A 22,560-nucleotide genomic window follows, 5' to 3' on the forward strand; every position below is an offset into this window, starting at 1 on the left:
CGCATGCCTTATGCAGCCGTCAACGACACGCAGCTGTTCTACCGCATCGACGGTGCGCAAGACAGCACGGCGCCGTGGCTGGTTCTGTCGAACTCGCTCGGTAGCGACGTGTCGATGTGGACGCCCCAGCTCGTCGAATTCTCGAAGCATTTCCGCGTCCTGCGTTACGACACGCGCGGTCACGGCCATTCGGCCGCGCCGCAAGGTCCGTACACGATCGAACAACTGACTGGCGACGTGATCGGCCTGCTCGATCATCTCGGCATCGCGCGCGCGCATTTCGCGGGCGTTTCGATGGGCGGCCTCACGGGCGTGGGCCTCGGTGCACGCTTCGCGGACCGCATCGACCGCCTCGTGCTGTGCAACACCGCCGCGAAGATCGGCACGCCGGAAGTGTGGGTGCCGCGCGCCGCGAAGGCCCGCGCCGAAGGCATGCTCGCGCTCGCCGACGCCGTGCTGCCGCGCTGGTACACGCCGGAATTCATCGCGCGCAACGCGCTGGTGATGTCTCAGGTGCGCGACGTGTTCGTGCACACCGACAAGGACGGCTATGCTTCGAACTGCGAAGCAATCAACGCCGCCGACCTGCGTGGCGAAGCCTCGTCGATCAAGGCGCCGACGCTCGTGATCTCGGGCACGCACGATCTGGCCGCGACGCCCGCACAAGGCCGCGAACTGGCGGAGTCGGTGCCGGGTGCGCGTTATGTCGAGCTGAACGCCGCGCACATTTCGAACGTCGAACTCGCGGACGAATGGAACAAGGTCGTGCTCGCCTTCCTGCAGGAGTCGAAATGAACGAAGACGATCGTTACGAAGCCGGCCTGAAAGTGCGCCGCGCCGTGCTGGGCGACGCGCACGTCGACCGCTCCATTGCGAACCGCACCGACCTGACCGAAGAATTCCAGAAACTCATTTCGCGCTATGCGTGGGGCGAGATCTGGACGCGCGAAGGTCTGCCGCGTCACACGCGCAGCCTGCTCACGATTTCGATGATGGTCGCGCTCAACCGCAACGAGGAGCTCGCGCTCCATCTGCGCGCCGCGAAGAACAACGGCGTGACGCGCGACGAAATCAAGGAAGTGCTGCTGCAAACGGCCATCTATTGCGGCGTGCCCGCGGCCAATTCGGCCTTCCATCTGGCCGACCGCATTTTCCGTGAGGAAGACGCTGCACCGGCAGCCGACGCGTAAAGCGGTTTCATCGCTTCAAACGCTTTAGTCCATCGACGGCGAGCTCACGCCCAGCACTTCGTGCAGGCGTGTGCTCGTCGTCGTGTATTGCAGATGGATTTTCTTCTCGGGAAAGACATGGCGCGCCGCGCCGAAAGCCGCGAGCGCGGTTTCGTGAAAGCCCGAGAGTATCAACTTCTTCTTGCCCGGATACGTATTGATATCGCCCACGGCGAAGATGCCGGGCACGCTCGTTTCGAAGCGCGCGGTATCGACGGGCAATTGCTTGCGGTCCAGTTCGACGCCCCATTGCGCGATCGGTCCGAGTTGCGGCGAGAGGCCGTAAAACACGAGCAAATACTCAAGTTCGAGCGAGCGCGTAACGCCGTCGCCGCCCGTGACCTTGATGCGCTTGAGCGTGCCGTCCTCTTCATCGAAACCCGTGATCTGGCCGACGATCGATTGCATGCGCCATTCCTCGCAGAGCGTGCGCATGCGCGCAACCGAGGCGGGCATCGCGCGAAACTGCTCGCGCCGGTGTAGCAGAATCACGCTCTGCGCGACGTCGACGAGGCGCAGCGCCCAATCGAGCGCCGAATCGCCGCCGCCGCAAATCACGATGTCCTTGTCGCGGAACTGCTCGGGATCGCGCACGCGATAGAACAGTTGCGTGTCGCGATAGCGTTCGATGCCGCTCAATTTCAGCGTGCGCGGCTGAAACGATCCTACGCCTGCCGCGATGAACACGGTTTTCGTGAGGAACTGCGTGCCTTTCGAGGTTTGCACGAAAAAGCGTCCGTCGCCGCGCCGCTCGACGATCTGCACTTCCTCGCCCAGATGAAACGTCGCGCCGAACGGCTCGATCTGCTTCATCAGCGAATCGACGAGTTGCCGCCCCGTGCAGGCGGGAATCGCCGGAATGTCGTAGATGGGTTTGTCGGGATACAGCTCGGCGCATTGACCGCCAACCATCGGCAGCGAATCGACCACGTGCGCGCGGATTTCGAGCAGCCCCAATTCGAAGACCTGAAACAGCCCCACGGGACCGGCGCCGACGATCAGCGCATCGGTTTCGATGGGCGTCGCGTGCGCGGCGGCGGGCCGCGAGCGCGCGGAGATGGCGGGCTCGGGCAAGCGTTCGGCGCCGTCGGTCATGGTCACTCCTCGGGATTGCGCTCGGCCACGTAATGTTTGAGGACGGCGAGCACGGCGGCGTCCTCAGCGCGGCTCGCATCGTCGCTCGCGGAGCCCGCGTCGGCTTCGTCGCCGAACAGCGAGGTGGGCGCCGCGATAGTTTCGATTTCGCGGCCTTCGCGGAACACGCGGATTTGCAGTGTCGGCGCGAGATATTCGGCCACCCAGTGAACGCCTTCAATATGCGTTCCCACGCGGATTGGTGTCTTCATCGCAATCCCTCCGGCCGCTGCCGCGTGCGGCCCGGCAGCGCATTGATGTGTCGATAACCCCACGATACGCCGATGGCGCGCGGCTTGCCCGAACCGTGCGCGCGCCCGGCGGACGGCGAAAAAAAAGCGGCCCGAAGCGGGCCGCCCGATTGCCTTGCGCGCCGCGCCGAAGCACGGCGGCGAAGCTGCGTTATTGCACCTTGGTGAGCACGTCGCGCACGGTGCCGAAGAGACGCTCGATCTCTTCTTCCGTGACGATCAGCGGCGGCGAGAACGCCAGAATGTCGCCGGTGAAGCGGATCAGTACGCCCGCTTCGAAACACTTCACGAACACTTCATAGGCGCGCGCGCCCGGTGCGCCGTCGCGCGAGTCCAGTTCGATGCCCGCGACGAGGCCCAGATTGCGGACGTCCTTCACGTGCTTCGCGTCGCGCAGCGCGTGCGCCGCGGCTTCGAACTTCGGCGCGAGGCTGTTGGCGCGCTCGAACAGGCCGTCGCGGCGATACAGATCCTGCGTGGCGATCGCGGCTGCACACGCGAGCGGGTGCGCCGAATAGGTGTAGCCGTGGAAGAGTTCGATCGCGCCCGGCGCGCCGCTGTTCACGACCGTGTCGTGGATCGTGCGGCTCACGGCCACGCCGCCCATCGGCACGGCGGCGTTGTTGATCGCCTTCGCCATCGTGATGATGTCCGGCGTGACGCCGAAATACTCGCTCGCCGTGGCTTTGCCGAGACGGCCGAAACCCGTGATCACTTCGTCGAAAATCAGCACGATGCCATGCTTCGTGCAGATCTCGCGCAGACGTTGCAGATAGCCTTGCGGCGGAATCAGCACGCCCGTCGAACCGGCGACCGGCTCCACGATCACGGCCGCGATGGTCGAGGCGTCGTGCAGCGCGACGATGCGTTCGAGGTCCTCGGCGAGATGCGCGCCCCAGGCCGGCTGGCCCTTCGAAAACGCGTTGTGCTCCAGATTGTGCGTGTGCGGCAGATGGTCGATGGCGGGCAGCAACTGGCCCGAATACGCCTTGCGGTTCGGCCCGATGCCGCCGACCGAAATGCCGCCGAAGCCCACGCCGTGATAGCCGCGCTCGCGGCCGATCAGCTTGGTGCGCTGGCCTTCGCCGCGCGAACGATGGTAGGCGAGCGCGATCTTGAGCGCCGTATCCACGGACTCCGAACCCGAGTTCGTGAAGAAAATGCGGTCGAGCCCTTCCGGCATGATTTCGGCGATCTTGCTGGCCGCTTCGAAGGCGAGCGGATGACCCATCTGGAAGGTCGGCGCGAAATCGAGCGTGCCGGCCTGCTGGGCGATCGCCGCGACGATTTCCTCGCGCGCATGGCCCGCGTTCACGCACCACAGACCCGCGCTGCCGTCGAGCACCTCGCGGCCGTCGGTCGTGCGGTAATACATGCCCTTGGCCGATTCGAGCAGGCGCGGCGCGCCCTTGAACTGACGGTTGGCCGTGAACGGCATCCAGAACGACGACAGGTCGTCGATGACGGGGCGCGAAGTCATGGGTGTTCCTCCTGAGGTGGTTTGACAGACTCTATCGCCGGGGCTTGAAGCGCGGCAGATACAGTCTCTATACTGCGCTGATAACTGTGCTGGACAATTTGTCTCAACTGTATTGGTCTGTACTCGGTACGGCAGGGTACAGTCGACGCCACCTTATGATCGAAATCGAACTGGAACGCGGCCGTCAGGCCTCGACGACGCTCGTCGAACAGATCGTGCGTGCCTTTTCACGCGCGATCGAAGCCCACACCTTGCGCACGGGCGCGCTGCTGCCTTCGGTGCGTCAGCTCGCGCAGTCGCACGCGCTCTCGACCTATACGGTGACGGAAGCGTACAACCGGCTGGTGTCGATGGGACTGGTCGTGGCCCGGCGCGGTTCCGGCTATCGCGTGGCGCAGCGCGCCGAGGCGCCGCGGGCCAGTGAGGCGGGCTGGCAGCCGCCCACGCTCGCCGCTACCTGGCTGCTGTCCGACGTTTTTGCCGATCACTCGGTGCCGATCAAGGCCGGCTGCGGCTGGATGCCGGGCGAGTGGATCAACGAAACGGGGCTGCACCATGCGCTGCGCGCGACGAGCCGCGTGCCGGCCGTGCGTCTGGGGGACTACGGGCATCCGTACGGTTTCGCGCCGCTGCGCGAACGCGTGGCGGCGCAACTGGATCGCCAGGGACTGCCGGTCGAGGTCGGCAACGTGCTGCTCACGCAGGGCGCGACGCAGGGGCTCGATCTGATCGTGCGCACGCTGCTGCGGCCCGGCGACACTGTACTGGTCGAGGATCCCGGCTACTGCAATCTGCTGCAGATTCTCAAGCTCGCGGGGCTGACCGTGCATGGCGTGCCGCGCACGCCCGCCGGGCTCGATCTCGACGCGCTCGAACAGCAGGTTGCCGCGCATCGGCCCAAGGCGATCTTCGTGAACACGACGCTGCAAAATCCCACTGGCGCGACCTTCACGATGGCGAACGCGTTCCGCCTGCTGCAGATCGCCGAGCGCGAGCGCATGTGGGTGGTCGAAGACGACGTCAGCCGCGAACTCGCGCCGCCGGGCGCGCCGCTGCTCGCGGCGATGGAGGGCCTGCAGCGCGTGCTCTACGTGGGCGGATTTTCGAAGACGGTCACGCCGTCACTGCGTTGCGGCTATGTCGTCGCGGAACGCGACGTGCTGCGCGAACTGGCGCGCGCGAAGATGGCGGTGGGGCTCACGTCCTCGCAAACAATCGAGCGCATCGTCGACAAGGTGCTGCTCGAAGGCCGCTATGCGCGCCACGTCGAAATCGTCAACGAGCAATTGAAAAGCGCGCACGCGGCGTTCGAGGAGCGCATCGACGCGCTCGGGCTCGAACCGTTCTGCCGGCCGCGCGCGGGGCTGTTCGTGTGGGTGCGTCTGCCGGTGGAAGCCGCGCGTGCGGGCGCACTCGCGACCGCCGCATTGCGCGACGGCATCTGGCTCGCGCCGGGCTCGTATTTCCGGCCCGACGATGCGGCCAGCAGCTGGTTCCGCTTCAATGCGCCGTACTCGCTCGACGACGCACTCTGGCGTTTCATCGAGCGAGTGAGCAGCGGAAACTTCTAAGTCATCCTGACGAAGTGCTCAGCCTTGCACGAGCTGGGCAAGATGCGCGAGCAACGGATACATCGACGCGACCAGCGACAGCGCCATGGCGATATTGAACGCGCGCAAGCGGCGCGGATCGGCGAGAAAGCGGCGCATGCCGGTGCCGAACGCTGCCCATACGCAGATGCAGGGCAGGCCGATCACGTAGAACAGCGCGGCCATCACGACGGTATTCATGCCGAAATCGGCCGAAAGACGAATCGTGGTCGCGGCGGTGAGCACCATCATCCACGCCTTGGGATTGATCCACTGGAACGCGATGGCCTCGTGAAAACGCATGGGGCGGCGCTCGCCGCTTTTCATCTTGAGGTCGCCCGAGGTCCCGATCTTCCACGCGAGCCACAGCAGATACGCCACGCTCGCGGCTTCGAGCGCGGTGTAGAGCATGGGGACGTGGCGGAACGCCTGACCGAGCCCGAAACCCACCGAGAGCATCAACACCACAACGCCCGCGCTGATGCCGAGAATATGCGGCACCGTGCGCCGGAAGCCGAAATTGACGCCCGAGGCGAGCAGCATGGTGTTATTGGGGCCGGGCGTGATGGTCGTGACGATGACGAACAGCATGCCGGCGGGTAGGGCGCTGAGCATGTCGGGCAGCATGAGGCGGTGACTCCGGTGAAACGAGGGCGATCGTATCGATCAGGATGGAGCCAGTCTAGCTGCGTGTGTCGGTACAGTACCGGTACAGATTGCAGGGTGTCTGCCGGTACGGCGTGGGGAAGGGTGGCCGCGAAGTGTCCGGCCGAAGTGTCCGGTGAAAGTGTCCCCCGGAACTGTCCGCTGAAAGTGTCTGCGGGAAGCCGCCGCCGTGCGGACAGTGCGCACGGCGAGCGCTTCAAGTGTATTGCCGATCAGGTGGTCTGCCAGCGCGCGTCGGCGACCACGAGCTTGCGCGGGATGAGCTTGAGTTCGGTGAAAGTGTCCGCGATCTGCTGCTGATAGGCGAGCGTGGCCGCATCGATGGGCCGCACGCCGTAACCGGCGCGCTTGAGGGCCACTTCGAGCGTGGCGGTATCGAGCCCGACCAGCGGCGACAGTTGCGCGGCGACGGCCGGGATGTTGTCGCGCGCGAAGTTATCCACGGCGATCAGTTCGTCGAGCAGCGCGCGCACGGCCTGCGGCTGCGTATCGGCGAACTTGCGGGTCGCGATGTAGTACTGCACGTTGTCGACGAGATGCTCGCCGTTGGCGATCGTGCGGGCGTTCGCCTGACGCTCGATCGCGGCGAGGTACGGGTCCCAGATCACCCACGCATCGACGCTGCGGCTCGTGAACGCGGCGCGCGCGTCGGCGGGCGCGAGATAAACGGGCTGAATATCCTCGTACTTGAGATTGGCCTTTTGCAGCGCCTTCACGAGCAGATAGTGCACGTTCGAGCCTTTATTGAAGGCCACGCGCTTGCCGCGCAGATCGGCGACCGTGCGAATTGGCGAATCCTGCTGGACCACGATGGCCTCGCCCTTCGGTGCGGGCGGTTCGCTCGCGATATAAACGAAATCCACGCCACCTGCCTGCGCGAAGATTGGCGGCGTTTCGCCGACCGTGCCCACATCGACAGCGCCCGCATTCAGGCCTTCGAGCAATTGCGGACCGCCGGGAAATTCAAGCCATTGCACCGAATAACCGAGCGGCGCGAGGCGCTTTTCGAGCGTGCCGCGCGCTTTCAAAACGACGAAATTACCGTACTTCTGAAAGCCGACGCGCAGCACCTTGTTGCCTTGCGCACGTGCCGCGCCGCTTTGCAGCGCGAGCGCGGCGGCACCGCCGATGCCCGCGGCGGCGCGGATCGTGGCCAGCGTGGCCGCCCCCGCAGCGGCTTTCAGGAGTTGGCGGCGCGAGCCGTTGGCGCGGTGGCCGTCGTGTTGATCGTTCGACATCGTGTGGTCTGCCTTTGAATGACGCTATTCGAAAATGATTGCGCGCCCTGAACGTCCCATTCATCGCGCATGGTGTGTCACCTTAAATCCGTTTTAGCGTCGGCCTAACCAAGATATCGTCAGATGCTTATCTGCCGCTTTGCATATCGCATTGCACGCGCGCTCGTCATAACGATGTGCGAATCCGTTATTGGAGCGCCGCGCGACGCGTCCTTATACTGCGGCCTCATCGTGGGTGAAGTGGCAGGCGGCAAACATGGCGGAATATTTCGACGCGGAGCACGCGCAGGCAGTGGCCGCGCTCGAAGCGCGCTTCGCGGCGCGCACCGAATGGCCCACGTGGCTGCTGATCGCGAGCGTGTACGGCGGCTGGTTCGCCACGCTGCTGATGGTGCGCCATCACGTGCTCTCGCTGCTTGCCGCCGCGCCTTCACTTGCGGTGTTGTGCGCGTGGCATATGTCGATGCAGCACGAATTGCTGCACGGTCACCCAACACGATATGCATTCCTGAATAAACTGCTGGGCTTCGCGCCGCTGACGATCTGGTTCCCTTACACGCTCTATCGCGACACGCATCTCGAACATCATCGCGACGAAGCGCTGACGTTGCCGGGCCTCGATCCCGAGACGAATTACGTTCCCGCCGAACAGTGGCAGAGCTGGCCCGCATGGCGGCGCGCGCTGTGGCACGCGCGCAAGCGCTTCGTGGGGAGAATGGTGGTGGGCCCGCCGATGAGCGCCGCCGCCGTGCTCGTCGCGGCCTTCGACGCGCTGCGCACGCGCGACCGCCGTTATGCGCCGATGTGGATCGTGCATGCCGTGTGCGTCGTGGCGCTGTTGTTCGCGCTGCAGCGCTGGGCGGGCGTGCCGTGGTGGTTTTATCTGCTGGCCGTGACGTGGCCCGCGCTGTCGCTCGCGACCATCCGCTCGCTGTACGAGCATCGCGCCGTGCCGGACCCGAAGGCGCGCATCGCGATCAACGAGGCGGGCGCCGCCATGCGGCTGCTCTTTCTGAACAACAACTATCACCTCGTTCATCACGATCTGCCGTCGCTCGCGTGGTACAACCTGCCGCGCGCCTACCATTTGCGCCGCGCGGATTACGCGGATAAATGCGCGGATTTCGTGATTCGCGGCGGCTACGGCGAATTGCTGCGGCGCTACGCCTGGAAGGCCACCGACGCACCGGTGCATCCGTTCGGCAACGGCGTGGTCTGATTCAGCTTCCAGCCCTGACTCGCGTCTTACCCAAAAGATCGATATACATCGACGCGCGGGATTGATAGGCTGGAACCTATGGATTCTTTACTCACTTCCGCATCGCTGCGGCGCCTGCAGGTTTTTCTCGCCGTGTGCGAGACGCTGCACATGGCGCGCGCCGCCGAGCAGCTCGGCGTGGCCCAGCCCGCGCTCAGCCAGCAGATCAAGGGCCTCGAAGAGGCGCTCGGTGTGCGACTCTTCCATCGCCGCAAGCGCGGCATCGACCTGACCGCTGCGGGCGAGGCGTTCCGCACCGAGGCGCAGAAGCTGCTCGCGCTGCACGGTCACGCAATCGACGCGGTGCGGCGCACGGCGCGCGGCGAACTGGGCACGCTGGCCATCGGCTATGTTGCGTCGGCGATGTTCGAGCGCAGTTTTCCCGCGCAATTGCGGACTATGCGCGAGTCGCATCCGAACGTGGAACTGGAGTTGCGCGACGAGAATTTGCGCACGCTGTTCGCGGCGCTGGAGGCGGGCGAACTCGATGTGGCGCTGGTGCGTGCGCCCGTGCCCGCCGAGGCGCCGTTGCGCCATCGGGTGCATTCGAGTCAGGAACTGGTGGTGATCTTGCCGAAGCGTCATCCGCTCGCGGCGCTGGAGAAGATTCCGCTGGCGCGGCTCGCCACGGAGCCGATGGTGGGTTTTCCCGATCCCGATGATGTCGGGACGATGCGCGTCGTCACGGACCTCGCCGCGAAGGCGGGCGTGAAGCTGCAACCGAAGTGGAAGGTGTCGGACGTGGGCAGCATCGTCGGCCTCGTGGCCGCCGGGCTGGGATTCGGCATCGTGCCGCAGGAGATCGCGCGGCTCGCGGGTGCCGACATCGTCGCGCGTCCGCTTGCGGGACGCGCGGCGCGCGCCGAACTCTGGCTCGTCTGGCACGAGGCGCGTGAGACGCCCGCGCTGAGCCGGTTTTTGGCGATCGTTGGGAAAGGCCGCGTAGCGAAGGCCGCGGATTAACGCAGGCGTGGCGTCTTGCGCGGAAAGCGCGCACTGACGCCGCGCGCCGAATCATCAACGACCGGCGCGGTCACGTTGCGAACGTTGACCGCGCGATCGAACAGCGGGCAGGCGACGGCCTGCCTCGAAGCCTGGGCTTCTTCGCTTAGTAGCTGCGGCGCTGCGCTTCGGCGAGCAGTTCGCAGTATTCGAGGTGGCGATTCAGCGCCACGGTGCTCAGACGGCGTGCTGCTTCAAGAAATCGAGCCACATTCGACGAAATTGCAATAATCACTGCGCCCATGATGTCCTCGTTTTGGCTGGGGGTATGTACCTAAGGGTTATCCCTAATCATACGCCGTTCGCCCGAGAATGCAACGGCTCCTGTGTGTCTATTTGCAACACTCGGGTGTTTTCAAAGCCAAAAAGGGGCAAATCGTGGAGCCAGGCCGGCTGGGGACTATGCCAATCGGCGTAACGGTTAAGGCTCCGGCTGGCGGCGCGCCGTGATCCCGCCCTGCAATCCAATATGCAGTTCCACAAGCCAGCGGCGCGGACAGTCGCCGTGCACGCGCACCGTCGCGCCGCTCGCGATTGCGCGTGGCTCGACGAAACCGCTGGCGCGCGCGTCGCGCCAGGCGTGCCGTGCGTCGGAGCGGATCCAGGCGCTCAAGGCGGCGCAGGTCATGAAACAGAACAGCGTGGTGAGGCCGAGCGCGAGATCGGGATGACTGCCGCGCGCCACGAAGGCAAACGCGCAGGTGAGGATCGGATTGATCAGCAGGATCAGGACGACGAGGCGCGCGACCGCGCGTCGGCGAGAGGCCAAAGCGGGGCCGACTCGGAGCAAATGGGGGGTGCCGGTGTCGGGCATGGTGGATCGATACGAATTCGATATAGATTCGGTATCCGATGTATTAGCGGGATCATTGCAGCAGCGTGACGGGCGCGGTGCACAGTCGCCGGAGTTGCGCGAGCATGCCCCATTTGCGCAGAAAACCCAGGCGGCTCGCGTCGACCACGACGATATCGGCGCTGGCCGTTTCCACGCACGCGGCAATGCTGCGCGCGGGCGGCCCGAACACGCTGCGGCGCGTGTACGGCACGCCTGCGTCGTCGAGAATCGCGCAAGTCTGCGCGAGCGCGGCGCTCGTCGAGCGGCGGTAGCGTTCGCGCAAAGCGTTCGGTGACCAGAATGCGGCGGCGCGGTCAGTCGTGGCATCGCCGAGCACTTCGACGACTTCGACTTCGCTCACGCAACGTTCGGCGAACAGAAACGCGCTATGGCGCGCGGCTTCGGCGGCGCCGTGCCGGTCGAAGATGGGAATCAGCAGTTTGAGCACGAAGACCTCGTGGGTAAACGGAACGCGCGCAGCGGCGGGAAGGCGAGGCGGTGCGCTCAGTCGCGCACGAACACGAACGGGGCGAGCGCGGCCACGCAGAGCGCGAGGCCGGCGACGGCGGAACCGAGCGCGATGCACGTCGCGGCTGCGCCCACGCCTGTCAAGGCGACGGCATCCAGACGCCGCCGACGCGTGCGTCGGCATTCGATTTCAGCCAGCGATGCGGAGCGCGAGTACGACGCTTTGACCAGGGTGAATACCGCCATGAATCCTCCATCGGCGCGCGAGGCGCGAAGGTTGCAGACGCTGCAACCATGGAGGAAATCGTAGCGGGCGCGCCGTAAAAACCGTGCAAAAAGTCGGGGCGGCTGTTATCAACGCGCCGTATCGAAGCGAGTTCAATCGACGCGAAAGAGAACGTTCACGCGCCGAACACGGCGCGCGCGACATCGGCGGTAATCGGTTCGCGCATGCGTTCGATCAGATGCGCGGCGGCGTGCTCGTAGCCGCAGGCGAGCACGGCCTGCACGTGCCCGAGTCGCGAATAGATCGCGCGAAAGCGTCCTTCGGCGAGACTGCCCGTGATGTCGAGGTCGTCCCACTGCGTGGCGTGGCCGAGATAGTCCACGCGCTGGCCGAAATGCTCGGTCCAGAAGAAAGGCACGCCTTCGTAGCGGACCTCGCGTTCGAGCATGTTGAGTGCCGCGACGCGCGCGAGTTGCTGCGCCACGCGCCAGTGTTCGATGCGCGCGGTGCGCGCGAGGCCCGAGCCGTCGGCGAGTGGAAAACGCGCGATATCGCCGGCGACGTAGACGCGCGGCGCGGCGCACATCGAGGCATCGACGCTCACGCCGCCGTCCTGATCGAGTTTGAGTCCGGCCAGCAGTTGCGTCGCGGGGCGCACGCCCACGCCCGCGATGACCGCGTGCACGGGCAGTGTCGCGCCGTCGTCGAGCTGGATCGATTCGACGCGTTCGCGGCCGTCCAGACGCAGCGCCTTCGCGCGATGAAACACCACGCCATGCGCTTCATGCCATTCGCGAAACAGACTGCCGACGCGCGCGCCCAGCGCGTGGCGCAGCGGCACGCCGCTCGGTGTGACGACGGTCACGCGCACGTCGAGCTTGCGCAGTGCCGACGCGGTTTCCAGCGAAATAAAGCTGTCGCCGAGCATGACGACGTGTTCTCCGGGCGCGGTCGCTTCGAAGATCGCTTTCGCGTCGAGCAGCGTGCGCAGCGTGAACACGCGCTCCAGTTCGGCGCCCGGCATATCGGGCCGCCGCGCGACCGAGCCGGTTGCCACCAGCGCGGCGTCGAATGCGGTTTCGCGGCCATCGGCGAGCGTGACGCGCTTGAGCGCCGTATCGAAACGCAGAACCTCGGTGTGCTCGATGCGCAGCCGCTCGTCGCGGGCCGTTTCCTCGGACAAAAGCGGCGGCACTTCGTCGGGCTTCATCTCGCCCGAGGGCACGTATTTGCTGAGGCAGGTGCGATCGTAGGGCGCTTCGGGTTCGGCGGCGAACACGGTCAGCTCGCCGTCGAAGCCGTTGTCGAGCAGCGTGGCCACGGCTGACGCTGCCGCCGCGCCGCCACCGATGATTGCGAAGCGCTGCGGCGAGCCGCGCCGTACCGCAGCAGCAGCGGGCGCGCCGGGCCGCAGATCGACGAACACACTCGACGATTCCACCTTGACGGGCCACGTCTTCAGGCTCGCGAGCGCGGGCGGTTCGATCCACGCGCCGCTGTCGGCGGCGAACACGGCCTTGTGCCACGGGCAGACGATGCGCCCGTTGCAGAGCGCGCCTTCTTCGAGCGGCGCGCCCGCGTGCGGGCAATCCGCCTGAAATGCGCGCAGGCATTCGCCGTCGCGCACGAGCAGGACGGCTTCGTTCTCGACCTGCACGCGCGTCATGCCCGAAGCGGGCAATGCCGCCAGTTCCGCTGCCTTGATCCATGCATTCATGGCGCGCTCCTGCTTGAATGTGCCGAAGTTGCGAGCTTGGAGCGCAAGCGCCGTGCCGCCGCGAATCCCGGGGTTTCTGTGAGCGGGCAGAGGCATGCTTCGTGCGGTGACGATCGCGAGCGTGTGATCGAACGTGGATCGACACGTTTCGCCGATCTACTGTCTGGGTAGATCGTCCATCACCATTTAATCAGGAGTCCAATCCATGACGATGACGAAGAAGACACTCGCGGTTGCGATCGTGGCAGCCATGACGGCGGTTTCGGGCGCTGCATACGCGCAAGGCAACGGCGGCGGCAGCAGCAGTAGCGGCACCGGTTCGCAAGGTGCGGGCGGCAGCGACGCCAACAGTTCGACGCAAAACATGAATATGGATCAGAGCCAGCCTGCCTCGTCGGCTCATGCGACGACAAAGCATCACAGCACGAAGAAGCACCACGCGAAGAAGCCCATGAACGACAGCACGAATACGCCGGGCGCAGATGCCAGCAGCGATTCGAAGGGCCAATAAGCAGGCAATAAGCGGCCTATAAGTATTCGGGCATTCGTTGAAACACCGTGCGCGAGCGGCCCGTAAGGGCCGTTCCCGCTTAAAGCGGGGTCGTAAAATAATTTCCGGATTCAGGCCTCGCGCCGAAAAAAAATTCAGAAATAAATACCGAATAAATGAGGGAATTAACGAACTGGAACATTTTTAAGTTTGATTTAAGAAACCCTCGTTAGCCTCGAGCCTTTCGCCCATCGGCGCCGCCTTGGTTGCCGATGTCAATTCGAAAGTCGCGCGTCACGCGCGTGGCCTTTCGCCAGCATTCCGTATCCAGCAGATGCCCAAACTCGTCTTGTCGACATCTCCGGGATTCGCGGGTAAAGCGTTCATCGTCGCTGCCATTGGCACGCTCAGCACCGCGTGGCTCATGCACGAAGCGCCCACGCAAAGCGCCGACGTTTCGCTGCACGCATCCGACGATATCCCGGCTCATGCCACGCGCGACCGCGCGTCCACGCCGCCCGCCGCACAAGCGGCCCAGGCCGCTTCCGCAGTCCCGCCCGCCGCGCCGGCTTATCGCGTCGAAACGGCCCAGGTCACGCACAGCTTTTCCGAAGCGGCGAGCAAGCTGGGCATCGATGCCGCGACGGCCGCGCAACTGGCGCGCGCGCTCGCGGGCCGGATCGATTTCCGCCGCGATCTGCATCCGGGCAGCGAAGTGCGCTTTGTGTTCCGCAACGACGCGCAAGCCGACGCGAACGCGCAGGCGGGCACGCAAGGCAATGCGCAGACGAATGCACAGCTGAATACGCAAACCGGCGCCGCAACCGCCGCTTCCACAACCGCGACCGCAGACGAAGATCTGCCGCTCGCCGTGCGCATCTCCACCGGCAAGACCTCGCACGATCTGTTCCTCTATCGCAATCTCGACGGCAAGGCGTTCTATTACGGCGCCGATGGTCAATCGAACGCGCCGTCGTTCGCGCGCTATCCGCTCGATTACACGCGCGTCTCGTCGTCGTTTTCGCCGCATCGGCTCGATCCCGTCACGCATCGCTGGGCGGCGCACGACGGCGTCGATCTCGCCGCGCCCGCGGGCACGCCCGTGCACGCGACCGCGCGCGGCACCGTGACGTTCGCTGGCTGGGAAACCGGCTACGGTCGCGTCATCAAGATCAAGAACTCCGGCGACTATTCGACGACTTTCGCGCATCTCTCGCGTTTCGCGAAATCGCTGCGCGCGGGCGCGCAGGTGCGCGAAGGGCAGGTGATCGGCTATGTCGGTTCGACGGGCTGGGCCACGGGGCCGCATCTGCATTACGAGGTGCACGTCGATCACGTGCCGAAGAATCCGCTCACGGTCGCGCTGCCGAAACGCTCGGGCATGAGCGCGGAAGAAAAGGAACATTTCGCAGAGCAGGTCGCGCAGTTCGAGCCGTTGCTCTGAACGCCGCGCGGTGGTCGAGTCGATGTCGAATCGATTCGACGCAGTATTGCCGTTGTTTCCCCGCCGTATTCCTGGTGTCAGGTTAATGGACTAGAGTGCGTGAGCACGCACGTGCGTTGTCGTCCCGTTGTCGTCCGTTACTGTCCGTTCTCGTCCCCGTGGGAGCCAGGTCATGACCGAACACAGGCAGCACCCTTCGTCCGTGGTGTCCTTCAAGAGTGCCCACGATTTCGATACGACCATCGCGCAACTGAAAAAGGCGCTCGACGGTGTAGGCGCCGCCGTGTTCGCCGACGTGGACCAGCGCGAAGCGGCGGCGCTCGCCGGCCTCGAGTTGCGTCCCACGCGGCTCATTCTGTTCGGCAACCCGAAGGCGGGCACGCCGATCATGGCGGCCAATCCGCACGCGGCGCTCGAATTGCCGCTGCGTCTCGTGGTCTGGCAGGACGACGAGGGCCACGCAATCGTCGATTACCGCGACGTTGCGCAGACACTCGGTCCGCTCTACGCCATCTCACCCGAACTGCTCGCGCCGATCCAGCGCGTGGCGGGCTTGCTCCAGGCCGCCGTGCAGTGACGAACGTCGCGCGCCATCGCCCCTGAAATAAGAGGCGAAGGACGTGCGCGAGCGTTCATCGGGTTGGCGCCTGCCTATCGGAAAGCGCGCGCCTCACTGACCAAAAAATATATCGCACTGCGAACGAGGCCAGCACGGCTTGACGGTGCGCTGACCGGCCGCGCTGCGCGTGTCGGTCGTGCCGCCGTACGACATGTCGGTGGCGGCCTGGGCCGACGCGTTGGCGTCGTCGATCAGGGCGCGATGAGCGGTGTCCTGCGAAACAGGCTCGTCTTTCGCGAGTGACGTGCCGGGCATGCCGGCCGCCACGGCGCACACGCATGCGGCGCATATCGCCAATCGGATTTTCATTTCGACACTCCTTCTTCATGCGCCGCCGCACAACTCGGTGCAGGACGGCGCGCGCGCACGGCACGCGCCACCGCGCCGTGCGCATTCAGGTGGAGTCGGGATGCCGGCACAACGCCAGGGCTGCCGAACGTGTTAGCTGACTGCCTACACCGTCGCGCCCTCGCCAGGCGGGAGGGCGGCGCAGCGCGGCGCGGCGCAAGAAGAAGGCAAAAGCGGGGCAAAAAGCGGGCGCGCAGAGAACGTCCGCGCTGCACTTTCTGTTATAGCGCGCGCACGCGAGAGTGCAAAACCGGGCCCCTTTCCGTATTTCGCTAATCCTTCCCATTTCTTTCGGCATTGAAATGTAGTGAAAGCTTAAGGAAATTGAATGGTCGCTGTCACGTCATGTTGTGGTGTTGTAATTCGCTCGCCCTGATGTCTGGCGCATTAACCCGGTGAAACCTGATTGACGCGCAAGCATGGCCACACGTATTCGACGCGTCGAACAGGACTCAGAAAACCAACTCGAAAAATCGATGGAGCCCACAAAAATGTACCGCCGAGCATTACTCGCCGTGCCGTGCGTCGGCCTGGCCGCCGCACTGTTCGCGTGCGGCAGCAGCAATTCGAATCCGACTTCGACGACCGCGTCGCAGTCCGCTCAGGACGCGCTCACGACCGCTACGCCGATCAAGCACCTCGTGGTGATCTACGGCGAGAACGTCTCGTTCGATCACTACTTCGCGACCTATCCGAGCGCGACGAACCCGTCGGGCGAGCCGGCGTTTTCGGCGGCTTCGGGCACGCCGACGGTCAACGGCCTGTCGGGCACGCTGCTCACGTCGAACCCGAACTTCACGAACACCGCCAACGGCACGGACGCGGCCAACCCGTTCCGTCTCGACCGCACGCAGGCCGCCACGGCCGACCAGAACCACGCCTATACGGCCGAGCAGCAAGCCGGCGACAACGGCGCGCTCGACCTGTTCCCGAAGTACACGGGTAACGGCACGAGCGGCGGCGCGGGCGCCTTCGGCACGAAGGGCCAGGTGATGGGCTTCTACGACGGCAACACCGTCACGGCGCTCTGGAACTACGCGCAGAAGTACGCGATGAGCGACAACGCATGGACGACGACCTACGGTCCGTCGACGCCGGGCGCGCTCGAAGTCGTGTCGGGCCAGACCAACGGCCTCGAACTCGTGAACACGTCGAAGCAGCCGGCCACGGCCACGACCTCGTCGTACTACATTCAGGACGGCGCGGGCGGCTTCACGATGATCAACGACGTCGATCCGGGCTACGACACCTGCTCGAGCACGACCGACTCCGGCATGATCAACGCGCAGAACATCGGCGACCTGCTGAACGCGCAGAAGATCACGTGGGGCGGCTTCATGGGCGGCTTCAACCTGCAGACGGTGAACTCGAACGGCACGACGGGCTGCAAGCGCAGCACGATCGCGACGGCGGTGAACGCGGCGACGAGCGACTACATCCCGCACCACAACTGGTTCCAGTACTTCAAGTCGACGTCGAACCCGCAGCATCTGCGCCCGAGCTCGACGGCCGCGATCGGCAGCACGCTCGAAGCGGACGGCAAGACGGCCGATCCGGCGAACCACCAGTACGACACGGATGACTTCTTCGCCGCGGTGAAGGCGGGCAACTATCCGTCGGTGAGCTTCCTGAAGGCGCCGGCCGCGCAAGACGCGCACGCGGGCTACTCGGATCCGCTCGACGAGCAGGCGTTCGTCACGAAGGTCGTGAACTTCCTGATGCAGCAGCCGGACTGGAAGAACACCGCCGTGGTCGTGACCTATGACGACTCGGACGGCTGGTACGACCACCAGTACATGGCGCCGGTGCATTCGTCGCTCGCCAGCGCCGACCAGCTTAACGGCAGCGCTGTGTGCGGCACGGGCACGCAGCCGACGGGTGTGAACGGCGCGCCGGTCAACGGCCGCTGCGGTCCGGGCACGCGCATTCCGTTCCTCGTGATCTCGCCGTGGGCGAAGACGAACTACGTCGACCACACGTTCATCGACCAGGCTTCGGTGGTGCGTTTCATCGAAGACAACTGGCTCGGCGGCGCGCGTCTCGGCGGCGGTTCGTTCGATGCAGCCGCGGGCGACCTGCGCGGCATGCTCAACACGACCGGCACGGCTGTCACGTCGCCCCTGTATCTCGACGAGACGCTCGGCACGCAGCTGAGCGCCGCGCCGGCGATGTAAATCGAGCGGCGGCGCGAGGCCGGCGTTGTACAGGCCTCGCGCCGTGTTTGCCCGCCATCGACGGCTTTCGATGATCGATGACGAGATGACTATCGCTGACCCGCTTGCCGTGCATGCGCTCCCGTAGCGCTCACGGCAATTCGGCTTTTCAGCGCCAACACGAAAAAACGCATCATGTCCGAGCTTTCCGCATCGCCCACTCCGTCTTCTCCTTCGCCCAAATCCCGTGCGCCTGCGCGTCCCGCGCGCCTCGTGCTGCGCGCCGCCGCCGCCGTGCTGGTCGCCGGCCTGGGCTTCTGCGCCTATGCGGTGGCGTTTCCCGCGCACGTGCCCGAGGCGGTCGGCGAAGTCGTCGAGAATCTCACCGGCGCGAATCCGCATCCTGTCGTGTTGCAGCGTCCGCCGGTCGCGCCGCTCTCGGCGATGGCGCAACTCGGCAAGCAACTGTTCTTCGATCCCTCGCTCTCGGGCTCGGGTCAGCAGTCCTGCGCCTCGTGCCATAGCCCCGATCACGCGTACGGCCCGCCCAACGCGCTCGACGTGCAAAAGGGCGGTCTCGCGATGACGCAGCAGGGCTACCGCCCGCCGCCTTCGCTGATGTATCTGTATCGCCAGCCGAATTTCAGCATCGGTCCCGATGCCGGTGAAAACGACGATGCGCCCACGGTGCAGCAGCAGGCGTCCGCCTCGGCGAATGTGGTGAAGTCGCAGAAGACCGCGGGCGGTCCGTCGACCTCGGTGGAAATGGTGCCGCAGGGCGGCCTGTTCTGGGACGGCCGCGCCGACACGCTGCAGCAGCAGGCCTATGGTCCGCTGCTCAATCCGGTGGAAATGGCGAACAAGGACGTGGACAGCGTCGCGCAGAAATTGCAGAAAGCGCCTTACGCGAAGCACTTCAACGAATTGTTCGGAGCCCGAATCTTCGATAATCCGAAGATGGCGGTCTCGGAAGCGATGTTCGCGATCTCGCGCTATCAGGTGGAAGATCCGTCGTTCCATCCGTATAACAGCAAGTACGACCGCTGGCTCGAAGGGCACGCGCGTCTCTCGCAGGCCGAACTGCACGGGCTGCGTCTGTTCAACGACCCGGACAAGGCGAACTGCGCGGGCTGCCACCTCTCGAAGCCCGGCAAGGACGGCCTGCCGCCGATGTTCACCGACTATCAGTACGAAGCGCTCGGCGTGCCGCGTAACCGCAATCTCGCGCAGAATCGGGACCCGAAGTTCTACGATCTCGGCGTGTGCGGGCCGTTCCGTTCCGACATGAAGGCTCAGCAGCAATATTGCGGCATGTTCCTCACGCCCACGCTGCGCAACGCGGCCACGCGCACGGTGTTCTTCCACAACGGCATCTATCACGACCTCGACCGCGTGATGGCGTTCTACAACGAGCGCAATACCGACCCCGGCAAGTTCTATCCGCACGGCGCCGACGGCAAGATCGAGAAATACGACGATCTGCCGGCGGATCTGCAGAAGAATGTCGACGTGGCCGATGCGCCGTTCGACCGCAAGTTCGGCGACAAGCCCGCCATGACCGCGGACGATATTCACGACATCATCGCGTTCCTCAAGACGCTCAACGACGATCCGGCGCCGTCGCACTGATCCACGCGACGTCGCGCGATAACGCGTAACGTATTCAAGGCGCGCCCTCGGGCGCGCTTTTTTTTCGCCGACGTTTTGTCGATGCCGCATGCAATCAGGTCGCGCCGTTGCCGATCAACGAGTCGCGCGGATCGGGCGGCGCGCCTTCGAACACTGTCGCCTTGACCTGATTGCGGCCCGCTTCCTTGGCGGCGTAGAGCGCCTCGTCGGCGGCGCGCAGCAGCGCGTGCGCGCCGGTTGCCTCGCGTGGCGTGCAGGTCGCGCAGCCCACGCTCACCGTGACAGAGCCGTGCTCGCTGTGGCCATGCGCGATGCCGAGCGCGGCCACGTTCTCGCGGATCTGCTGAGCGATCTTCCACGCGCCGTCGGCGGACGTGCTGGACAGCACCACAGCGAATTCCTCGCCGCCGTAGCGGGCCACCATGTCCGTGGCGCGCTGCACCGTGGCGCCGATCGCATGCGCCACGGCGGCGAGCACTTCATCACCGGCCGCGTGGCCGTAGAAGTCGTTGAACAGCTTGAAGCGATCGATGTCGATAAAGAGAATCGAGAGCGCCTGGCCCGCGCGGCGCGCGCGCTGCCACTCTTCCACGAGCCGCAGATCGAGCGCGCGGCGGTTCGACAGGCCGGTGAGCGCGTCGGTGACCGAGAGCCGTTCAAGCTCGGATTCGGCGCGCAGGCGCGCGCGCAAACCGAACGCCAGCAGCCACGACGACAGCGCGACGAAGACGCCGAACGCAATCGAAGTTGGCTCGTAGATCGCGATGCGCGCGCGCCAGCGTTCGAGCGCGTCGTCGAGCGCGGGCGCGACCACCACGATCAGCGACGCGTGCGGCACGCGCTGATACGTGTAGATGCGCTCGGTGCCGTCCTCGTCGTCGCGCGAAATAAACGAGCCGGACGTCGACTTGAGCATCGGCGCGATCTGCCGCTGCGAGGCGAGATTGGTGCCCACGTCGTAATCGGAATAGGGCTTGCGCGCGAGCAGCGTGCCGTCGTCGAGCATGATGAAGACGTTGCCGCGCTTGCCCACTTCGAGCCGGTCGAACAGATGCTGGAAATACGCGAGCCGCAGCGTGAGCACCACCACGCCGCCGAAACCGCCCTCGTAGTCGTTGATGCGGCGCGAGAGGCCGATCGAATACTGGCCTTCGTTCACGCGCGAGCGGAACGGATCGGAGAGATACATGCCGAGCGAGCGGCTGCGCTCCTGCACGCGGAAATAGTCGCGGTCCGATAGATTGACGTTCGGATAGTCGCGGCCGTCCTGCGCATCGACGATATGCCCGTGTGCATCGACATAGAGCGCGCCGTCGATATAGAGCACGCCCGCGAGGCGGCCGAACAGCACCTTGCGGCGCAGGTCGGCGGGCAGCGACGCGGTGCGCGGGTCGCGGATCGCATCGATCGCGTCGCTGAGCATCAGGTCGTACAGGCCGAGATTGGTTTCGAGGTGCGTGGTGATCAGCGAGGCGAGCATCGCCGAGGTTTGCCGCGAGTTTTGCAGGGCCTGCTCGCGCTGCTGCGAAAAACCGACGAAGGCCAGCGCGACGATCGCGATGCCGACCAGCGTGCCGGACGTGCCGATCGCGAACGGATGCTGACCGAGCCAGCGAAACGTGGCCACATACCCGGCGCGCGCGGCGGCGAACGCGCGTCGAAGCAACGACGGGACTGTCATGCAGACTCTCCGGGGCGCGCCTCTCAGGGCCGCGTTAGAGCATGGTGCCGCAGCGGGGCGCGCGAGGGAAGCCGTCGGCCCGCAATGATGCGCGATAGGTGGAGCGGACGCGCGGGAGGCTGTCTATCGTAACGTTCAGTGCAACGAACGAATCGGGCGTTTCGAAAACCGCAACGCTGTCGCGGCGCGCGTGCTTACTGGCCGTCGTGCGCGAGATGGATCGTCACGAGCACCGAGGCGTCGTCGAGCGATTCGAGCGCGTGCGGCACGCCCGCGTCGAGCAGCAGCATGTCGCCCGCGTGCATCGTGCGCGGATCGCCATTGACGAAAAAGCGCAGCACGCCTTCGAGGCACTGCACGGTGATTTCGCCGGGCGCGCGATGCTCGGGTACATGCTTGCCCGCGGGCAGCACGAGGCGGATCACTTCGAGCTGCTTCGCGCGGATCAGCGTGGTCGACTTCGCGCCCTTGAGCGCACCGCCGAGCGGACGGGCGTCGAAGATCTCGCCGGGCGCGGCATGCGGAATGGCCATGATGAGGTCTCTACGAAACGGGAGTCAGCGGATCGATGCCGGCGCGCGGCACCGATCCGGTCAATCGAAAAGCGCCCGCGCGTCAGGCCGCGAGCGTCGCCTTCAGCGTGATTTTGGCGTTGTTGGCGAACAGCTTCGACACCGGGCAGTTTTCCTTCGCGCCGTTCGCGAGCTGCTCGAACTTCGCCTGATCGATGCCGGGAATCTTCGCGGTCATGTCGAGCTGGCAGGCCGTGATCGAAAAGCCGTCGCCGACTTTTTCGAGCGTGACGGTCGATTTCGTTTCGATGCTGTCGGCCTTGAAACCGGCCTCGGTGAGAAACAGCGAGAACGCCATCGTGAAGCAGCCCGCGTGCGCGGCGCCGATCAGTTCCTCGGGATTGGTGCCGGGGCCGCCTTCGAAACGCGAGGCGAATCCGTAGGGTGCGTCGCGCAGCACGCCCGTCTGGGTCGAGATCGAGCCCTGGCCGTCCTTGATGCCGCCGTGCCATCTGGCGCTTGCCGTCTTTTGCATGATGCTTCTCCGCGTGAAGGGTGGGACGGCGAGTCACGCAAGCCGCGTGCCGCGCC

Annotated in this window: 24 protein-coding genes; 10 read left to right on the forward strand and 14 right to left on the reverse strand. The window is 65.3% G+C overall.

Features of this window, described 5'->3' with window-relative positions:
• Positions 1 to 3 precede the first annotated feature (3 nt).
• Positions 4 to 795 carry a 3-oxoadipate enol-lactonase gene (gene pcaD / locus U4Y88_RS03540; RefSeq protein WP_224011496.1) on the forward strand — a complete coding sequence of 264 codons (792 nt, stop codon included), beginning with the start codon at positions 4 to 6 and terminating at the stop codon, positions 793 to 795.
• A complete protein-coding gene (pcaC, locus tag U4Y88_RS03545) occupies positions 792 to 1,190 on the forward strand; it encodes a 4-carboxymuconolactone decarboxylase (RefSeq protein WP_321782300.1) in 399 nt (132 codons plus the stop codon). The genes pcaD and pcaC overlap by 4 nt, the downstream gene beginning before the upstream one ends.
• A 24-nt stretch (positions 1,191 to 1,214) precedes the next feature.
• Here pcaC and U4Y88_RS03550 read toward each other — a convergent pair whose 3' ends face one another.
• The 3 genes from U4Y88_RS03550 to U4Y88_RS03560 form a co-directional block, all read right to left on the reverse strand.
• Entirely contained in the window at positions 1,215 to 2,324 is a 1,110-nt protein-coding gene (locus U4Y88_RS03550; RefSeq protein ID WP_321782302.1) for an NAD(P)/FAD-dependent oxidoreductase, read from the reverse strand.
• Positions 2,325 to 2,326: 2 nt separating this feature from the next.
• Complete coding sequence (locus U4Y88_RS03555; protein WP_224011493.1) at positions 2,327 to 2,575, reverse strand: hypothetical protein; 249 nt, start codon at positions 2,573 to 2,575, stop codon at positions 2,327 to 2,329.
• A 190-nt stretch (positions 2,576 to 2,765) separates the two neighbouring features.
• Positions 2,766 to 4,094: an aspartate aminotransferase family protein gene (locus tag U4Y88_RS03560; protein ID WP_321782304.1), complete on the reverse strand. Its 1,329-nt coding sequence runs from the start codon at positions 4,092 to 4,094 to the stop codon at positions 2,766 to 2,768.
• Positions 4,095 to 4,249: 155 nt separating this feature from the next.
• Between U4Y88_RS03560 and U4Y88_RS03565 the strand changes: the two genes are divergently transcribed.
• Positions 4,250 to 5,665 (forward strand): PLP-dependent aminotransferase family protein, encoded by a 1,416-nt coding sequence (locus tag U4Y88_RS03565; protein WP_321782306.1) that lies wholly within the window; start codon positions 4,250 to 4,252, stop codon positions 5,663 to 5,665.
• 18 nt (positions 5,666 to 5,683) lie between these two features.
• Here the strand turns inward: U4Y88_RS03565 and U4Y88_RS03570 are convergent, their stop codons facing one another.
• Together U4Y88_RS03570 and U4Y88_RS03575 are read right to left on the reverse strand one after the other, a co-directional pair.
• On the reverse strand, positions 5,684 to 6,310 hold the full coding sequence (locus tag U4Y88_RS03570; protein WP_224011490.1) for a LysE family translocator: 627 nt from the start codon (positions 6,308 to 6,310) through the stop codon (positions 5,684 to 5,686).
• 251 nt (positions 6,311 to 6,561) lie between these two features.
• Positions 6,562 to 7,587: a sulfonate ABC transporter substrate-binding protein gene (locus U4Y88_RS03575; protein ID WP_321782307.1), complete on the reverse strand. Its 1,026-nt coding sequence runs from the start codon at positions 7,585 to 7,587 to the stop codon at positions 6,562 to 6,564.
• A gap of 256 nt (positions 7,588 to 7,843) precedes the next feature.
• Here U4Y88_RS03575 and U4Y88_RS03580 point away from each other — a divergent pair, with 256 nt between their 5' ends.
• Both U4Y88_RS03580 and U4Y88_RS03585 read left to right on the forward strand, forming a co-directional pair.
• Positions 7,844 to 8,806, forward strand: coding sequence for a fatty acid desaturase (locus U4Y88_RS03580; protein WP_321782309.1), 963 nt, complete (start codon positions 7,844 to 7,846; stop codon positions 8,804 to 8,806).
• A gap of 78 nt (positions 8,807 to 8,884) precedes the next feature.
• Positions 8,885 to 9,808: a LysR substrate-binding domain-containing protein gene (locus U4Y88_RS03585; protein ID WP_310633936.1), complete on the forward strand. Its 924-nt coding sequence runs from the start codon at positions 8,885 to 8,887 to the stop codon at positions 9,806 to 9,808.
• Between the two features lie 145 nt (positions 9,809 to 9,953).
• Here U4Y88_RS03585 and U4Y88_RS03590 read toward each other — a convergent pair whose 3' ends face one another.
• The 5 genes from U4Y88_RS03590 to U4Y88_RS03610 all read right to left on the reverse strand — a co-directional run bounded on the left by U4Y88_RS03590 (position 9,954) and on the right by U4Y88_RS03610 (position 13,093).
• Entirely contained in the window at positions 9,954 to 10,091 is a 138-nt protein-coding gene (locus tag U4Y88_RS03590) for a hypothetical protein (RefSeq protein WP_224011487.1), read from the reverse strand.
• Positions 10,092 to 10,268: 177 nt separating this feature from the next.
• Complete coding sequence (locus U4Y88_RS03595; RefSeq protein ID WP_321782311.1) at positions 10,269 to 10,661, reverse strand: hypothetical protein; 393 nt, start codon at positions 10,659 to 10,661, stop codon at positions 10,269 to 10,271.
• A 52-nt stretch (positions 10,662 to 10,713) separates the two neighbouring features.
• The gene (locus U4Y88_RS03600) at positions 10,714 to 11,130 is read right to left on the reverse strand and encodes a universal stress protein (protein ID WP_224011485.1); all 417 of its coding nucleotides are present in this window, start codon (positions 11,128 to 11,130) and stop codon (positions 10,714 to 10,716) included.
• A gap of 56 nt (positions 11,131 to 11,186) precedes the next feature.
• Positions 11,187 to 11,396, reverse strand: a complete 210-nt coding sequence (locus tag U4Y88_RS03605) for a hypothetical protein (protein WP_321782313.1) — start codon at positions 11,394 to 11,396, stop codon at positions 11,187 to 11,189.
• A 155-nt stretch (positions 11,397 to 11,551) separates the two neighbouring features.
• Positions 11,552 to 13,093: an FAD-dependent oxidoreductase gene (locus U4Y88_RS03610; RefSeq protein ID WP_321782315.1), complete on the reverse strand. Its 1,542-nt coding sequence runs from the start codon at positions 13,091 to 13,093 to the stop codon at positions 11,552 to 11,554.
• A 205-nt stretch (positions 13,094 to 13,298) separates the two neighbouring features.
• Between U4Y88_RS03610 and U4Y88_RS03615 the strand changes: the two genes are divergently transcribed.
• From U4Y88_RS03615 to U4Y88_RS03625, 3 genes are all read left to right on the forward strand, one after another.
• Complete coding sequence (locus tag U4Y88_RS03615; RefSeq protein WP_321782317.1) at positions 13,299 to 13,604, forward strand: hypothetical protein; 306 nt, start codon at positions 13,299 to 13,301, stop codon at positions 13,602 to 13,604.
• Positions 13,605 to 13,932: 328 nt separating this feature from the next.
• Positions 13,933 to 15,027 carry a peptidoglycan DD-metalloendopeptidase family protein gene (locus tag U4Y88_RS03620; RefSeq protein WP_321782319.1) on the forward strand — a complete coding sequence of 365 codons (1,095 nt, stop codon included), beginning with the start codon at positions 13,933 to 13,935 and terminating at the stop codon, positions 15,025 to 15,027.
• A gap of 172 nt (positions 15,028 to 15,199) precedes the next feature.
• Entirely contained in the window at positions 15,200 to 15,604 is a 405-nt protein-coding gene (locus U4Y88_RS03625; protein WP_321782321.1) for a DUF302 domain-containing protein, read from the forward strand.
• Positions 15,605 to 15,697: 93 nt separating this feature from the next.
• Here the strand turns inward: U4Y88_RS03625 and U4Y88_RS03630 are convergent, their stop codons facing one another.
• Positions 15,698 to 15,955 (reverse strand): hypothetical protein, encoded by a 258-nt coding sequence (locus tag U4Y88_RS03630; protein ID WP_224011479.1) that lies wholly within the window; start codon positions 15,953 to 15,955, stop codon positions 15,698 to 15,700.
• A gap of 530 nt (positions 15,956 to 16,485) precedes the next feature.
• Between U4Y88_RS03630 and U4Y88_RS03635 the strand changes: the two genes are divergently transcribed.
• The gene (locus U4Y88_RS03635) at positions 16,486 to 18,168 is read left to right on the forward strand and encodes an alkaline phosphatase family protein (RefSeq protein WP_321782322.1); all 1,683 of its coding nucleotides are present in this window, start codon (positions 16,486 to 16,488) and stop codon (positions 18,166 to 18,168) included.
• A 174-nt stretch (positions 18,169 to 18,342) separates the two neighbouring features.
• Positions 18,343 to 19,776 carry a cytochrome-c peroxidase gene (locus U4Y88_RS03640; protein WP_321782324.1) on the forward strand — a complete coding sequence of 478 codons (1,434 nt, stop codon included), beginning with the start codon at positions 18,343 to 18,345 and terminating at the stop codon, positions 19,774 to 19,776.
• A 94-nt stretch (positions 19,777 to 19,870) separates the two neighbouring features.
• Here U4Y88_RS03640 and U4Y88_RS03645 read toward each other — a convergent pair whose 3' ends face one another.
• The 3 genes from U4Y88_RS03645 to U4Y88_RS03655 all read right to left on the reverse strand — a co-directional run bounded on the left by U4Y88_RS03645 (position 19,871) and on the right by U4Y88_RS03655 (position 22,504).
• On the reverse strand, positions 19,871 to 21,457 hold the full coding sequence (locus U4Y88_RS03645; RefSeq protein ID WP_321782326.1) for a diguanylate cyclase: 1,587 nt from the start codon (positions 21,455 to 21,457) through the stop codon (positions 19,871 to 19,873).
• A gap of 194 nt (positions 21,458 to 21,651) precedes the next feature.
• Positions 21,652 to 21,990 (reverse strand): cupin domain-containing protein, encoded by a 339-nt coding sequence (locus tag U4Y88_RS03650; protein WP_224011476.1) that lies wholly within the window; start codon positions 21,988 to 21,990, stop codon positions 21,652 to 21,654.
• A gap of 82 nt (positions 21,991 to 22,072) precedes the next feature.
• Complete coding sequence (locus tag U4Y88_RS03655) at positions 22,073 to 22,504, reverse strand: OsmC family protein (RefSeq protein WP_310633927.1); 432 nt, start codon at positions 22,502 to 22,504, stop codon at positions 22,073 to 22,075.
• Positions 22,505 to 22,560 lie beyond the last annotated feature (56 nt).

It is taken from the genome of Paraburkholderia sp. J94, from assembly GCF_905220285.1.
GTDB classification, from domain to species: Bacteria; Pseudomonadota; Gammaproteobacteria; order Burkholderiales; family Burkholderiaceae; genus Paraburkholderia; species Paraburkholderia tropica_A.